This is a genomic window from Streptomyces sp. NPDC102259 (assembly GCF_044766465.1).
Classification (GTDB): Bacteria; Actinomycetota; Actinomycetes; order Streptomycetales; family Streptomycetaceae; genus Streptomyces.
In genome coordinates this window covers 11,950-27,742 of sequence record NZ_JBIWMA010000010.1, presented here as the reverse complement: position 1 = coordinate 27,742, position 15,793 = coordinate 11,950, and the positions used below count along the sequence as shown (strand labels likewise).

The following is a 15,793-nucleotide window of genomic DNA, read 5'->3' as shown; positions in this document are numbered from 1 at the left end:
GCACCGCGACGCGTCCCCCGCGTTCGCCGCATATTAACCACAAGGTCAACGGCCTGGACGGGCCAAGATTGTCACCGTTCAGTCCCAACTAGGACCGTGGGAACGCGGGGAAGGTTGCACCGCGGGGCGAGTCATTTCAAGGCGCCGCCGGCGATCCACTCCTTCCAGCTCAGGTTCCAGCCGCCGAGCCCGTTGTCCGGGGCGACCTGCTTGTCCTTGCTGTGCACGACCTCGACGACGTCGCCGACGAGCGAACGGTCGAAGAACCAGCCCGCGGGCGTGTCCGAGGCGCCGCCCTTGACGTCCCGCAGGCCCACGCAGCCGTGGCTGACGTTGACCCGGCCGAAGACGTCGTCCGCCCAGTAGTTGCCGTGCAGGAAGGTGCCGGAGTTCGTCAGCCGCATGGCGTGCGGAACGTCCGGGATGTCGTACTCGCCCTTGCCGTCGGCCTTCTTGAAGCCGACCGTGGCGCCGTTCATCCGGGTCAGCTCCAGCATCTCGGTCACCACCATCTTCCCGTTGTAGGTGGTGTTCTTCGGCGCCCCGGCCGTGATCGGCACGGTGGCCAGCAGTTCGTCGTCACGGCGCACCTGCATGGTGTGTTTCGCCGCGTCCACCAGGGAGACCTGGCTGCGTCCGACGGTGAAGGAGAACGACTTGTCCTGGAGCCCGTAGACCCCGGGCGCCCCCTCGACGTCCCTCAGTCCGAGCGTGACGGTGACCCGGGTGCCGGGCGCCCAGTACTCCTCGGGACGGAAGTCGAGCCGGGTGTCGCCGAACCAGTGCGGCCTGATGTCCACCGCGGGCTCGGCCGTGACCCGGACGGCCCGTTGGACCGCGGCGCGGTCGTCGATCTCCCGGTTGAACTCCAGCGAGACGATCATCCCGGTGCCGACGGTGGCCCGGTTCTCGGGGGTGACGTAGCCGATGAAGCGTTCTTCGGGGACGTAGGTGGTGAACGTGGTGTGCCGGGCCGAGCGGTTCCCGTCGCCGTCCAGGGCGACGGCGTCGACGGTGTAGCGGGCGGCCAGCCCCAGCCGGTCGTCGTCGGGCCGCCAGCTCAGGCCGTCCGCGGCGATCCTGCCCGGGACCGGGGTCTCCTGGGCGTCCTGCGACCTGACGACCTTCACGGACTCCAGCCGCCCGCCCGGCACCCGCACCAACAGCTTCTCCTCGGGCCGTACCTCCTTCGTGCCGTCGTCCGGGGTGACGCGGATGACGTTCTCGGGGGCCGGGGGTTTGCCGAGCACCCGGTCGAGTCCGCTCCGGCTGTCGCCGCCGGTGCAACCGGCGGCCCCGGCAAGTAGTCCTGCCCATGTCAGTACGGCGGCCAGTGCGACCCCCGCGCGCCGTGCGCGCCCATGTACGTGCCTCACAAGGTGCCCAACGATCGGGCACGCTCCGGGGAAACGTGAGTGCGAGGGCCGCTCTGGGCAGAAATGGGGGGAGGACGACGCGACGGGGAGCCGCGGCCGGGACACCGCGCGCTCTTTTCCCACGTCGTTCCACGAGCCGCGGGAGGCTGAACGGTGTCCAGCGCAGCCGAGCAGGAGGCGGTGGCGGAACGCGCCACGCCGGACACCGTCATGAACGGTGCGTCGCGCAAGGTGCCCGGTCCACCCGTGTGGCCGGGCGCGTCCACACCACTGGGCGCCCGGTTCCGGGTCGGCCCGGACGGGGTCGCGGGCACCAACTTCGCGCTGTGGGCGGGTGGGGCGGAGTCCGTCGAACTGTGTCTGTTCGACGAGACCGGCCGGGAGACCCGCGCCCGGCTCACCGAGCTCACGCACGAGATCTGGCACGGCTTCGTGCCGGGGATCATGCCGGGCCAGCGCTACGGCTACCGGGTGCACGGCCGCTGGGACCCGTGGACCGGCGGCCGCTGGAACCCGGCGAAGCTGCTCCTGGACCCGTACGCCCGGGCGGTGGACGGCGAGTTCAGCCTGCCCCCCGAGGTCTACGGGCACGTCCGCGACTGGCCCCAGCAGCAGGTCGCCGACACCGTGCGCGACGAACGGGACTCGGCGCCGCACGTCCCCAAGGGCGTCGTCGTGCACGATGACGACGACTGGGCCGACGACCGCCGGCCGAAGACGCCCTGGGCGGACTCGGTGATCTACGAGCTGCATGTGCGCGGCTTCACCCGGCTGCACCCGGGGATCCCGGAGGAGCTGCGCGGCACGTACGCCGGTCTGGCGCACCCGGCGGCCGTGGAGCACCTGGTGAAGCTGGGCGTCACGGCGGTGGAGCTGCTGCCGGTCCACCAGTTCGCGCACGAGGACCATCTGCTGCGCAGGGGGCTGAAGAACTACTGGGGCTACAACTCCATCGGCTACTTCGCCCCGCACGCCGCGTACGCCTCCGCCGGGACGACGGGCGGACAGGTCGGCGAGTTCAAGCGGATGGTGCGGGCCCTGCACGCGGCGGGCATCGAGGTGATCCTCGACGTCGTCTACAACCACACGGCGGAGGCCGGCGAGCTGGGGCCGACGCTGTCCCTGAAGGGCATCGACAACCGGGGCTACTACCGGGTGCAGTCGGACGCGCGCAGGTACGCCGACTACACGGGCTGCGGGAACACCCTGCACGTGGTCCAGCCGCATGTGCTGAGGCTGATCACCGACTCGCTGCGCTACTGGGTGACGGAGATGGGCGTCGACGGCTTCCGCTTCGACCTGGCGGCGGCGCTGGCCCGCTCCATGCACGACGTCGACATGCTGTCCCCGTTCCTGGCGGTGATCGCGCAGGACCCGGTGCTGCGACGGGTGAAGCTCATCGCCGAGCCGTGGGACGTCGGATCGGGCGGCTACCAGGTGGGGGCCTTCCCACCCCTGTGGACGGAGTGGAACGACCGCTACCGCGACGCCGTACGGGACTTCTGGCGGCACGCGCTGCCGGACGTGCGGGAGATGGGCTACCGGCTGTCGGGGTCGAGCGACCTGTACGCGTGGGGCGGACGCCGGCCCTACGCGTCGGTCAACTTCGTGACCGCGCACGACGGGTTCACCCTGCGCGACCTGGTGTCGTACGACCGCAAGCACAACGAGGCCAACGGCGAGGGCAACCGGGACGGCACGAACGACAACCGTTCCTGGAACGGCGGGGCGGAGGGCGAGTCGGCCGACGAGCGGATACTGGCGCTGCGGCGGCGCCAGCTGCGGAACCTGCTCACGACGCTGCTGCTGTCGACGGGCGTGCCGATGCTGGTCGCGGGCGACGAACTGGGGCGCACCCAGCGGGGCAACAACAACGCCTACTGCCAGGACAACGAGATCAGCTGGCTGGACTGGGGGCTGCTCGAGGAGCCGGGGTGGCGGGCCCTGTTCGACCTCACCGCCCGGCTGATCGCGCTGCGCCACCGGCACCCGGTGCTCCGTCGCCGCGCCTTCTTCTCCGGGCGTGCGCACTCGGCGGACGGGCTGCGGGACCTCGCCTGGTTCACCGAGCGGGGCACCGAGATGACCGAGGGCGACTGGTACGCGCCCGCGGCGACCCTCGGGATGTATCTGTCCGGGCGGGACATTCCCGGCCGGGACGAGCGGGGCGTCCCGATCACCGACGACAGCTTCCTCGCCGTCCTGCACGCCGGGGACCGGCCGGTGAGCTTCGTCCTGCCGGGGGCGCCGTGGGCCGAGCGGTACGAGGTGGTCGTCGACACGTCGAAGGAGGAACAGGGGGAGGCGCCGGGGACGACGCACCCGGCGGGGACGCCGGTGACGGTGCCGGGACGGACGGTGCTGCTGCTGCGCGTGGTGGGGTGAGGCGGGGCGAGGTGAGCTGCTGCGCGGCGAACGGCTTCCGGAGCGTGACCTGTTCCGGCGGGTCCGGGCCAATCGGGCGCTGCGCCGCGGGGACTGGAAGTACTACCAGGACCCGAACACGCAGGTCGTAGGACCAGCGGCCGAGCCCGGTCGGGCCAAAACTCGGTGGGCGTTGTCAGCGCCTGTCCGTAGGCTCGCGGTGATGCCCAGGACACCTGCAACCGCTTCCCCCGACCGTTCCGCCGTACGTTCCCTGCTGCGCCTGTGGCCGTACGTCCGTCCCGTACGGATACGGCTGTTCGTGGCCGCCTTCGTCGCCGTGCTCGCCTCCTGTACGGGGCTGGTCATTCCGCTCGTCCTGAAGTGGATGGTGGACGGCCCCGTGGCCGACCGGAACACGGCCGGGGTCTGGCTGGGCGCGCTCTTCCTGCTGCTGCTCGGGTCCGCGGAGGCGCTGCTGTTCGGGTTGCGGCGCTGGCTGGTGGCGCGTCCGCTGGCGCATGTCGAGGCGGAGATGCGGGCGGATCTCTACGGGCTGCTCCAGCGGCTGCCGGTGGCCTTCCACGACCGGTGGCCCTCGGGGCAGTTGCTGTCCCGGGCGACGTCCGATCTGGGGCTGCTGCGCATGTTCCTCGCCTTCCCGCTGACGTTCCTGCTGGTCAACTCGGTGACGATCCTCCTCGGGGTGGTCATCATGCTGCTCCAGGACTGGACGCTCGGGCTGGTCATCCTCGGGCCGGCCCTCCCCGTCGTCGTGATGTGCGTGTACTTCGAGAACCGGTACGCGGTCGTGGCGCGGCGCGCCCAGGACCAGGCCGGGGACCTGACGACGGTGGTCGAGGAGAGCGTCCTCGGGATCAGGATCATCAAGGGCTTCGGGCGGCACCGCAGCCAGGCGCTGGCCTTCCGGGAGCTGTCGTCGACGCTGCGCGGCACGGAGTTGCGCAAGGCGCGGCTGCTGGCCACCATCTGGGCCGTCATCGTGGCGCTCCCCGAGGTGGCGATCGGGGCGGCGCTGGTGCTCGGCGCGGTGCGGGTGGCGGACGGCGAGCTGTCCGCGGGCACCCTGGTCGCCTTCCTGTCCACCGCGCTCGCGCTGCGCTGGCCGGTGGACTCGATCGGGTTCCTGCTGGCGATGAGCCAGGAGGCGGCGACGGCGACGGAGCGCTACTTCGAGGTGATGGACGAGCCGCCCGAGGACGCCGACGGCCACGGTGAGCGGGCCGCAGCGTCCGACGACGGTCTGCGGTTCGCCGGCGTCACCTTCCGCTACCCCGACGCCTCCCCCGACTCCCCGCCCACCCTCGACGGCGTCGACCTGCACATCCGGCCCGGCGAGTCGATGGCGCTGGTCGGGGCGACCGGCAGCGGGAAGACCACGCTCACGGCTCTCGTCCCCCGGCTGCACGAGGTGACCGCCGGCCGCATCACGCTCGACGGCGAGGACATCACCGCGATGTCCCGGGAAGAGCTGCGCTCGCGGGTCGCCGTCGCCTTCGAGGAACCGACCCTGTTCTCCGCGAGCGTCGGGGAGAACGTCCTCATGGGGGCGGCGCAGGGTGCGGGCGCCGCCGAGCTGGAGCGGGCGCTGGGCGTGGCGCAGGCCGACTTCGCGCACGCGCTGCCGCAGGGCGTCGAGACGCAGGTCGGCGAGCAGGGGCTCAGTCTCTCCGGCGGGCAGCGCCAGCGCCTCGCGCTGGCCAGAGCCGTCGTCGGACAGCCCCGGTTCCTCGTCCTGGACGACCCGCTGTCCGCGCTGGACGTGCACACCGAGGCCGCCGTGGAGGCCGCGCTGCGGCAGGTCCTCGCCGACACCACCGCGCTGATCGTGGCGCACCGCCCCTCCACCGTGCTCCTCGCCGACCGCGTCGCCCTGCTGTCCGACGGGCGGGTCGCCGCGGTGGGCACCCATCACGAACTGCTGCGCAGCAACGCCGAGTACGCCCACCTCATGTCCGGAGAGCCGTCCGGAACCCCCTTCGGTGAACAGGAGGCCGACCGCCGATGACCGCCCCCACCACCGCTTCCCCGGTCACCGACGACGACCCCGACGCCCCGCCGCGGACCGCCGTGGACGACCCCTTCGACAAGGACGTCCTGCCCACCCCGCCCGGCGCCACCGGCGCACTGCTGCGTTCCCTGCTCGAGCCCATGAGGGCGCGGGTCGCCTGCACCGCGATCCTGCTGCTGCTCCAGCAGGCGGCCGTGCAGGCCGGCCCGTTGCTGGTGGCGTACGCCATCGACCGCGCCGTACCGGCGTTCCGGGCCGACGACCACGGGCCGCTGGTCGCGGTCGGTGTCGGCTATCTGCTGTGCGCGCTGGTCTCCGGCGGACTCCAGTACGCGTTCCTGATCGCCTCCGCCCGCGTCAGCCAGGACGCGCTGCTCGACCTGCGCGGCCGGATCTTCCGGCACGCGCAGGCGCTGAGCCTCGACTTCCACGAGCGTTACACCTCGGGCCGGCTGATCTCCCGGTCCACCACGGACGTGGAGTCGCTGCGCGAGCTGCTCAGCGAGGGTCTCCAGGAACTCGTGACGGTGATCCTGTCCTTCCTCTACATCTCGGCGATGCTGCTCTGGCTGGACCTGGGCCTCGGGGCCGTCGCGGTGGCCTCCTTCGTGCCGCTGTACCTCCTCGTCAGGATCTACCAGCGGCGCGCCGAGCAGGTGTTCCGGGCCCGCTCCACCGCGATCGCGGCCGTGATCGTGAAGTTCGTCGAGACGATGAACGGCATCCGGCCGGTGCGCGCGTTCCGCCGCGAGCCCGTCAACGACACCGACTTCCGCGTCCTGAACCGGCGGCACGAACAGATCAACGGCAACGCGCTCCTGGAGATGGCCCGGTACGTCGTCGGATCGCGGCTGGTCGCCAACACGGCGGTCGCGGTGATCGTGCTGTGGGGCGCCACCCGGGTGGCCGACGGCTCGCTGGAGCTGGGGGTGCTGGCGGCGGCCGTGCTGTATCTGCGGCGGCTGTACGACCCGATAGACCGGCTCGCCATGTTCCTCAACTCCTATCAGTCGGCGGCCGCCTCGCTGGAGAAGATCGCTGGGCTGCTGGCGCAGGCGCCGTCCGTGCCCGAGCCGTCGGCTCCGCGGGAGCTCCCGGCGCTCGAGGGTGAACTGCCCGGCCGGGAGGTCGTCTTCGACGGGGTCTCCTTCGGCTACCGCACGGGCGGCGAGATCCTTCCCCGCTTCGACCTCACCCTTCCCGCCGGGCAGACCGTCGCCGTGGTCGGCTCGACCGGCGCGGGCAAGTCCACGCTGGCCAAGCTGCTCGCCCGCTTCTACGACCCGTCCGAGGGGCGGGTGCTGCTGGACGGGGCCGACCTGCGCGAGCTGGCCGTGCCCGAACTGCGGCGCGGGGTGGTCATGGTGACGCAGGAGGCGTTCCTGTTCTCCGGCACGGTCGCCGAGAACATTGCCATCGGGCGGCCGGACGCGAGCCGGGAGGAGATCGAGCGGGCGGCGAAGGCGATCGGCGCCCACGAGTTCATCAGCGCCCTGCCCGACGGCTACGACACCGACGTACGCAAGCGCGGTGGCCGTATCTCCGCCGGGCAGCGGCAACTCGTCGCGTTCGCACGGGCGTTGCTCGCCGACCCGGCGGTGCTGATCCTCGACGAGGCGACCAGCTCGCTCGACATCCCGGGCGAGCGGTCCGTGCAGGCGGCGATGGCGACGGTGCTGAACGGCCGTACGGCGGTGGTGATCGCGCACCGGCTGTCGACCGTGGAGATCGCCGACCGGGTCCTGGTCATGGAGCACGGGCGGATCGTCGAGGACGGCAGTCCGGCCGGACTGATCGCGGGCACCGGCCGGTTCGCGGACCTGCACCGGGCCTGGCGAGACAGTCTGGCGTGAGTGTCCAGGGGGATCTCGGGGGCCGGAAGGACGAGTGGATGATCGACGCGTACGAGGATCCCGGCACGCCCGACCGCCGCGGCGGCTGGGCGTATCTGGCGTGGCTGGTGCGCTGTCAGCCGTGGCGGGCGCTGGCCGGGGCGGTGCTGGCCAGCGTCTGGATGGTGCTGATGGCGGTGGCGCCGTATCTGCTGTCGAAGGCGGTGGACGACGGTCTCGAGCCCGGTGACACGGCCGCGCTGGCCGGCTGGACGGCGGCCCTGTTCGCCGTGGGCGCGTTCAACGCCTGGGTGAGCATCATGCGGCACCGCACGATGACCCGGGTGCGCATGGACGCCTACCTGCGCACCACCAAGGTCGTCGTCGGGCACACGGTGCGGCTCGGCGCCGCGCTGCCGCGCCAGGTGGGGGCCGCGGAGGTCGTCACCATCGGGGTGAGCGACGTGCACACGATCGCGGGCGCGCTGACGGTGGTCGGGCCGGGCGTCGGCTCGGTCGTCGTCTACGTCTTCGTCGCCGGGCTGTTGCTGTCGGTGTCACCGCTGCTGGCGGCGGTCGTGCTGCTGGGGATGCCGTTGGTCGCGGTGCTGGTGGGGCCGTTGATGTCGCGGTTGCAGGGCACGGAGACCGAGTACCGGGAGCGGCAGGGAGTGCTCACCGCGCGGATCGGCGACCTCGCGGGCGGTCTGCGGGTGCTCAACGGGCTCGGTGGCAAGGAGCTGTTCGCGGCCTCCTTCGACCGCGACTCGCAGCGGCTGCGGGCGCAGGGCTACCGGGTCGGCGCGGTCACCAGCTGGATGCAGGCGCTGGGGGTGGGCCTGCCGACGCTGTTCCTCGCCGTGGTGACCTGGCTGGCGGCCCGGCTCGCCGCCCAGGGGGACATGACCGTCGGCGAGTTGGTGTCGGTGTACGGCTATGTCGCGGTCCTGATCGGGCCGGTGGCGTTCCTCGTCGACATGGGCTACCAGCTCAGCCGGGGCGTGGTGGCCGCCCGGCGCGTCGTACGGCTGCTGCGACTGGAGCCCGACACCGACCTCGGTGCCGGCACCGGGACCGAGGTCGCCGACGCGCCCGTCGAGCCGTCGGTGCTGCACGATCCCGCCTCGGGTGTGCGGGTGGCGCCGGGTCGGCTGACCGCGCTGGTCGGCGCGCGGCACGCGGAGGTGACCGCCGTCGTGGACCGGCTCGGCCGGTACGGGCCCACGGACGCCACCTGGGGCGGGACACGGCTGGACGCCGTCCCGCTGGGCCAGGTCAGGGATCAGATCCTGGTCGCCGACAACGAGGCCGACCTGTTCGCCGGGAGCCTGCGCGAGGTGGTCGGCGGACGACGAACGCCCACCGCGGAGGACGTCGGGCGGGCGGTGTGGGCGGCAGCGTCCGACGACATCGTGCAGGGCCTGCCGGAGGGGCTCGAGTCGCCTGTGACCGCGCAGGGCCGCAGCCTCTCCGGGGGCCAGCGGCAACGGGTGCGGCTGGCGCGGGCGTTGCTCGCCGACCCCGGGGTGCTGCTCGCCGTCGAGCCGACATCGGCGCTCGACGCGCACACGGAGGCGGCGGTCGCCCAGCGGCTGCGCGCGGCGCGGACCGGCCGGACCACGATGGTGACCACCACCTCCCCGCTGCTCCTCGCCCAGGCCGACACCGTCCACTACCTGGTCGACGGAAAGGTCGCGGCGACCGGCCGCCACCACGACCTGCTGGAACGCGAGCCGGGATACCGGGCCTTGGTGGCCCGGGACACCGACGACACCGACACCGACACCGACGACGCCAGCTCACGCGATCCGACCCCGGATACGGAAGAGGGCGCGGACGCAGGCACGGGCACGGGCACGGGCACGGGCGTAGAGGAGGTCGTGCGATGACGGCGGTCGAAGGGGACTCGGGACGGTTGCCGGTCGCCGCGCCCGGTGACGTGCGCCGGGCGGCGGTCCGGCTGTTGCGGGCCGACCGGCGGGCCTTCGCCGGCGCCCTCGCCCTGAACGTGCTCGCCGCCGGGGCCGGCCTGGCCGGGCCGTGGCTGCTGGGGCGGATCATCGACGAGGTGCGAGCCGGGCACGGCACGGGGCCGGTGGACCGGCTGGCGGCGGCCATCCTGGCCTGCGCGCTCGCGCAGCTGCTGCTGGCCCGCTGGGCCCGCTACGCGGGGCACCGCTTCGGCGAACGGACACTGGCGCGGGTGCGGGAGGAGTTCGTCGGGCGGGCGCTCGCGCTGCCCGCGTCGGTCGTGGAGCGGGCCGGCACCGGCGATCTGACCACGCGCGGCACCGCCGACGTGGCGGCCGTGGGCACGACCCTGCGGGACGCCGGGCCCGAACTGCTGGTCTGCACGGTCCAGGCGCTGTTCACACTCGGCGCGGTGTTCGTGATCGACCCGCTGCTCGGGGCGATCGGGATGCTGGGGCTGACCCCGATCTGGTTCGCGCTGCGCTGGTATCTGCGGCGGGCCCGCGCGGCCTACCTCGCCGAGGGCGCGGCCACCTCCGAGGTCGCCGAGATCGTCGCCGCCACCGCGTCCGGGGCGCGCACGGTCGAGGCGTTCCGGCTCCAGGAGCGACGAACGACGGCGAGCCGGGACGCGCTGGAGACCTCGCGTCGCACCCGCTTCCGGACCCTCCATCTGCGCTCGGTGTTCTTCCCGGTGATCGAGGTGTCGTACTCGCTGCCGGTGGCGGGCGTGCTGCTGCTGGGCGGCGCGCTGCACGCGCGGGGCGCGATGAGCCTGGGCGCGGTGGTGGCGGCCGCGCTGTATCTGCGGCAGTTCACCGAACCGCTCGACCAGATCCTGCTGCGCGTCGAGCAACTCCAGAGCAGTGGCGCCTCGTTCGCCCGGGTGGAGGGCCTGGCCGGGGCGCCGCGCGCCGAGCCGGACGGCGAGGCGCCCACTCCGGCGGACGACCGGATCGACGTGACGGGCGTGCGGTACGCCTACGAGCGCGGCGGCGAGGTGCTGCGCGGGGTCGATCTGACGGTGCGGCCCGGGGAGCGGCTCGCGGTCGTCGGCCCGTCGGGCGCGGGCAAGACCACGCTGAGCAGACTGCTCGCGGGGGTGGACGCGCCGAGCGCGGGCACGGTGACGGTGGGCGGGGTGCCGGTCGCGGAGCTGGCGCCCGAGACGCTGCGCCGGCAGGTCGTGCTGGTCACCCAGGAGCACCATGTCTTCCTCGGGACGGTCCGCGACAACCTGCTCATCGCCGAACCGGCCGCGAGCGACGAGCAGTTGTGGTCGGCGCTGGCCGCGGTCGGCGCCGCCGACTGGGTCCGGGAGCTGCCCGGCGGCCTCGACTCCGTGCTCGGCGGGGACGGCGCCCGTACGGACGGCTCGCAGGCCCAGCAACTCGCCCTGGCCCGGGTGGTGCTGGCCGATCCACACACGCTGATCCTGGACGAGGCGACGGCGCTGCTGGATCCGGCGACCGCCCGGCACACCGAGCGGGCCCTGGCCGCCGTGCTCCGGGGCCGGACCGTCATCGCCATCGCCCACCGCCTGCACACCGCGCACGACGCCGACCGGGTCGCGGTGATGCAGGACGGCCGCCTCACCGAACTCGGCACGCACGAGGCGCTGGTGACGGCGGGCGGGGCATACGCGGCCCTCTGGCGAACGTGGCACGGAGAGCGGACCTGACGATGAACGGGCCCTGGGCTGCGCGGAGCACCCGGGGACCCTGCCCGCGGGCCGTGCCTGCCTGAGGCTCGCCTGGCGGTGGCGGCACGGGTCGGGCACGGGCTCGTGCTCGCCCGACCGCATGCCGTGCGGGCCTCCCGTATCGGCTGAGGGCCTCCCGACATGGCGTGCGGGTCACTCGGCCTGTTCCGTCGGCCAATTGACCGCATAGCGAACATGAACTACCGGACAACGAACTGTTTCCGGCCAACTTCCTGACGCGCTCCTGACAGATAGCGCAATCCACTGCCACTCTTCCCACTGCTGGTTCACAGCAACCCCACAGCTAAGCCCGCTCCACGTACCGCCTTTGTTCTGCGTACCGCCTTTGTCGTGCCCGCACGGCTCACCCGCCGTCGGGTCTCCCCTGGCCGCGTGACCCGTGGCCGCGCAGAAGGAGTCAGTGTTGAGCAGCAGTCCCTCTCGCAGACGCACCCCCCACAGCACCTCCCGTCGCGCCGCGGCCGTCGCCCTCGTCGGCGTCTCCGCGCTCATCGCCGCCGCCGTGCAGTCCGGCGCCGCGGCCGCCGCCCCGGTGAAGGCACCGCAGGCGGCCGGCCAGGCCGCCCCGGGCGCCGAGTCCGTGCGCCTCACCCCCGCCCAGCGCGCCGCACTGATACGCGACGCGGATGCCGGAAAGGCCGCCGCCGCAAAGGAGTTGGGCCTCGGCGCCAAGGAGGCGCTCGTCGTCCGCGACGTCGTCAAGGACGCCGACGGCACCCTGCACACCCGCTACGAGCGCACCTACGGCGGTCTGCCGGTCCTCGGCGGCGACCTGGTCGTCGAGACCGCGAAGTCCGGCGCCACCGAGGGCGTCACCAAGGCCACCAAGGCCGCCATCAAGGTCGCCTCGCTCTCGCCCACCTTCAGCGCGGCCAAGGCGCAGAAGCAGGCGCTGAGCCTCGCCACGGCCGCCGGCGCCGAGCGGGCGGACACCAACCGCGCCCCGCGCAAGGTGATCTGGGCGGCGAACGGCACACCGGTCCTGGCGTACGAGACGGTCGTCGGCGGCCTCCAGGAGGACGGCACCCCGAACGAGCTGCACGTCATCACCGACGCGACCACCGGCGCGAAGCTGTACGAGTACCAGGGCATCGAGACCGGCACCGGCAACACGATGTACAGCGGCCAGGTGACCCTCGGCACCACGCAGTCGGGGTCGACGTACAACCTGACCGACGGCACGCGCGGCAGCCACAAGACGTACAACCTCAACCGGGGCACCTCCGGCACCGGCACGCTCTTCTCGGGCCCCGACGACGTCTGGGGCACCGGCGCCGCGTCCAACCTGGAGACCGCGGGCGCGGACGCCCACTACGGCGCGGCCCTGACCTGGGACTACTACAAGAACGTGCACGGCCGCAGCGGCATCAAGGGCAACGGCGTCGCCGCGTACTCCCGCGTCCACTACGGCAACGCGTACGTCAACGCGTTCTGGGACGACAGCTGCTTCTGCATGACGTACGGCGACGGCTCCGGCAACACCCACCCGCTGACGTCCATCGACGTGGCCGGGCACGAGATGACGCACGGCGTCACCTCCAACACGGCGGGCCTGAACTACTCGGGCGAGTCCGGCGGCCTCAACGAGGCCACCTCGGACATCTTCGGCACCGCCGTGGAGTTCTACGCGGCGAACGCCTCCGACGTCGGTGACTACCTCATCGGCGAGGAGATCGACATCAACGGCGACGGCTCGCCGCTGCGTTACATGGACAAGCCGAGCAAGGACGGCGCGTCGAAGGACAGCTGGTACTCGGGGATCGGTTCGGTCGACGTCCACTACTCGTCCGGCCCGGCGAACCACTTCTTCTACCTCCTGTCGGAGGGCAGCGGCACCAAGACCATCAACGGTGTCACCTACAACTCGGCCACCGCGGACGGCCTTCCGGTCACCGGCATCGGCCGGGACAAGGCGGAGAAGATCTGGTTCCGCGCGCTGACCACGAAGTTCACCACGACCACCAACTACGCGGCGGCCCGCACCGGCACGCTGGCGGCGACCGGTGAGCTGTACGGCACGACCTCCGCCGAGTACAAGGCCGTACAGGACGCGTGGGCCGGCGTCGCGGTCGGCGCCCGTTCCGACGGCGGGGGCGGCGGTGGCGGCACCTCGTTCGAGAACACGGCCGACGTATCGATTCCGGACAACGGGGCGGCGGTCACCTCCTCGGTCACTGTCTCCGGCCGGACCGGCAACGCGCCCTCGAACCTCGCGGTGGCGGTCAACATCGTCCACACCTACATCGGTGACCTCCAGGTGCAGTTGCTCGCCCCCGACGGCACGGCGTACACGCTGAAGGCGTACGGGACCGGCGGCAGCACGGACAACATCAACACCACGTACACGGTGAACGCCTCCTCCGAGGTCGCCAACGGGGTCTGGAAGCTGCGGGTCCAGGACAACGCGGCCCAGGACACCGGCTACATCAACAGCTGGAAACTGACCTTCCCGTAGGCCACAGGCCTCGCGGGGGCCGAGCACAGCCGATCGAGAGGCAGCACACAGGACGCCGTCCCGGAGTTTCGACTCCCCCGGGACGGCGTCTCCTTTTTGCCAGCGCCTTACCTATGTGCTGTTGGCCTTTTACCGAGGTCAAGTCCGTTTACATTCCGGCAATGTTCATCCGGCAGTTGATTTTCAGCCAACATCACTTCGGGGTCCTGACATGTACGCGCCTTGATGCCAGTCTTCCTGTCACCCGCCGCACAACTTCACAGCAGTCACGGGCAGCCACCCCACGCTGCCCGGGCACCCCCACACCCAAGGAGCTTGTGTGACCTCCCTCTACGCGCGTCACAAGCGCACCTCCCTGGCCATCGCCACCGCCGTCGCGGCCGGGGCCCTGGTCACCACCGGCCTCACCGCCGGTACCGCCGCCGCCCAGGCGCCGGCGGACGCCGCCGGCGCGACCCCCCTCGCCGTGCCCACCGCGCTGGCCCCGGCCGCCCGCACCGCCCTGATCCAGGACAAGCAGGCCGACGCGCCCGCGACCGCGCAGGAGATAGGCCTGGGCGTCCAGGAGAAGCTGGTCGTGCGCGACGTCGTCAAGGACGCCGACGGTACGGTCCACACGCGCTACGAGCGGACCTACGCGGGTCTGCCGGTCCTCGGCGGCGACCTGGTCGTCCACGAGTCGGCCGCCGGCGCGAACAAGGGCGTCACCAAGGCGACGAACACCACCATCAAGGTCGCCTCGCTCACCCCCGTCGTCACCGCCGCCAAGGCCGAGAAGCAGGCCCTGACCCTCGCCAAGGACGCCGGCTCCGCCAGCACCACGGCCAGCGACGCGCCCCGCAAGGTGATCTGGGCCGGCAACGGCAGCAAGCCGGTCCTCGCCTACGAGACGGTCGTCGGCGGTCTCCAGGAGGACGGCACCCCGAACGAGCTGCACGTCATCACCGACGCGGCCACCGGCAAGAAGCTGTACGAGTACCAGGGCATCGAGACCGGCACCGGCAAGAGCCTCTACTCGGGCACGGTGACCCTCGGCACGACCCTCTCGGGCTCGACGTACAGCCTGACCGACGGCACCCGCGGCGGCCACAAGACGTACAACAAGTCGCACACCACGACCACCTCCGCGGGCACCCTGTTCACCGACGCGGACGACACGTGGGGCACCGGCGCCGCCTCCAGCTCGACCACGGACCAGACGGCCGCCGTCGACGCCGCCTACGGCGCGCAGGCGACCTGGGACTTCTACAAGGCGACGTTCGGCCGCAGCGGCATCAAGAACAACGGCGTCGCCGCGTACTCCCGCGTCCACTACGGAAGCGCCTACGTCAACGCCTTCTGGGACGACAGCTGCTTCTGCATGACGTACGGCGACGGCTCGGGCAACACCCACCCGCTGACCTCGCTGGACGTGGCCGGCCACGAGATGACCCACGGCGTCACCTCGAACACGGCGGGCCTGAACTACTCGGGCGAGTCCGGCGGCCTCAACGAGGCGACCTCCGACATCTTCGGCACCGCCGTCGAGTTCTACGCGGCGAACACCTCCGACGTCGGCGACTACCTCATCGGCGAGAAGATCAACATCAACGGCGACGGCACCCCGCTGCGCTACATGGACCAGCCGAGCAAGGACGGCGGCTCGGCCAACTACTGGTCGTCCTCGCTGAAGAACCTGGACGTGCACTACTCGTCCGGCCCGGCGAACCACTTCTTCTTCCTGCTGAGCGAGGGCAGCGGCAGCCGGACCATCAACGGGGTGGCCTACAACTCCCCGACGTACAACAGCTCCACCCTCACCGGTATCGGGCGCGCCAAGGCCGTCCAGATCTGGTACAAGGCGCTGACGACCTACATGACCTCGACGACCACCTACGCGGGCGCCCGCACGGCGACCCTGAGCGCGGCGTCGGCGCTGTACGGCTCGACCAGCACCGAGTACAAGGCGGTCGCGGCGGCCTGGACCGCCGTCAACGTCGCCTGATCCACAGGCAGTCGACGTGAGGCGGTACCCGGGACGAAGGCATCCCCGGGTACCGC

General features: G+C 72.0%; 8 protein-coding genes. 7 read left to right on the top strand and 1 reads right to left on the bottom strand.

Translation table 11 applies throughout. The features are described from left to right. Nucleotides 1-131 precede the first annotated feature (131 nt). Nucleotides 132-1,376, bottom strand: a complete 1,245-nt coding sequence (locus tag ACIRPU_RS23025) for an Ig-like domain-containing protein (protein ID WP_403870192.1) — start codon at nucleotides 1,374-1,376, stop codon at nucleotides 132-134. A gap of 153 nt (nucleotides 1,377-1,529) precedes the next feature. On the opposite strand from ACIRPU_RS23025, the gene glgX reads away from it, so the two are divergent. The 7 genes from glgX (at nucleotide 1,530) to ACIRPU_RS22990 (ending at nucleotide 15,737) form a co-directional block, all read left to right on the top strand. Beyond that, complete coding sequence (glgX, locus tag ACIRPU_RS23020) at nucleotides 1,530-3,761, top strand: glycogen debranching protein GlgX (RefSeq protein ID WP_403870189.1); 2,232 nt, start codon at nucleotides 1,530-1,532, stop codon at nucleotides 3,759-3,761. A 202-nt stretch (nucleotides 3,762-3,963) separates the two neighbouring features. Continuing rightward, nucleotides 3,964-5,769, top strand: coding sequence for an ABC transporter ATP-binding protein (locus ACIRPU_RS23015; protein WP_403870186.1), 1,806 nt, complete (start codon nucleotides 3,964-3,966; stop codon nucleotides 5,767-5,769). Then, nucleotides 5,766-7,625: an ABC transporter ATP-binding protein gene (locus ACIRPU_RS23010; protein ID WP_403870183.1), complete on the top strand. Its 1,860-nt coding sequence runs from the start codon at nucleotides 5,766-5,768 to the stop codon at nucleotides 7,623-7,625. Before ACIRPU_RS23015 ends, ACIRPU_RS23010 begins: the two co-directional genes overlap by 4 nt. A 38-nt stretch (nucleotides 7,626-7,663) precedes the next feature. Further along, a complete protein-coding gene (locus tag ACIRPU_RS23005) occupies nucleotides 7,664-9,493 on the top strand; it encodes an ABC transporter transmembrane domain-containing protein (protein ID WP_403870180.1) in 1,830 nt (609 codons plus the stop codon). Further along, on the top strand, nucleotides 9,490-11,256 hold the full coding sequence (locus ACIRPU_RS23000; protein ID WP_403870177.1) for an ABC transporter ATP-binding protein: 1,767 nt from the start codon (nucleotides 9,490-9,492) through the stop codon (nucleotides 11,254-11,256). Before ACIRPU_RS23005 ends, ACIRPU_RS23000 begins: the two co-directional genes overlap by 4 nt. Nucleotides 11,257-11,698: 442 nt before the next feature. Next, a complete protein-coding gene (locus tag ACIRPU_RS22995) occupies nucleotides 11,699-13,753 on the top strand; it encodes a M4 family metallopeptidase (RefSeq protein ID WP_403870174.1) in 2,055 nt (684 codons plus the stop codon). A gap of 319 nt (nucleotides 13,754-14,072) precedes the next feature. Further along, entirely contained in the window at nucleotides 14,073-15,737 is a 1,665-nt protein-coding gene (locus tag ACIRPU_RS22990) for a M4 family metallopeptidase (RefSeq protein WP_403870171.1), read from the top strand. Nucleotides 15,738-15,793: the final 56 nt, after the last annotated feature.

Excerpts from the sequence above, each read along its gene's own strand:
- ACIRPU_RS23015 (WP_403870186.1), top strand. The coding sequence starts at position 3,964 with ATGCCCAGGACACCTGCAACCGCTTCCCCCGACCGTTCCGCCGTACGT.
- ACIRPU_RS23010 (WP_403870183.1), top strand. The coding sequence starts at position 5,766 with ATGACCGCCCCCACCACCGCTTCCCCGGTCACCGACGACGACCCCGAC.
- ACIRPU_RS23005 (WP_403870180.1), top strand. The coding sequence starts at position 7,664 with ATGATCGACGCGTACGAGGATCCCGGCACGCCCGACCGCCGCGGCGGC.
- ACIRPU_RS23000 (WP_403870177.1), top strand. The coding sequence starts at position 9,490 with ATGACGGCGGTCGAAGGGGACTCGGGACGGTTGCCGGTCGCCGCGCCC.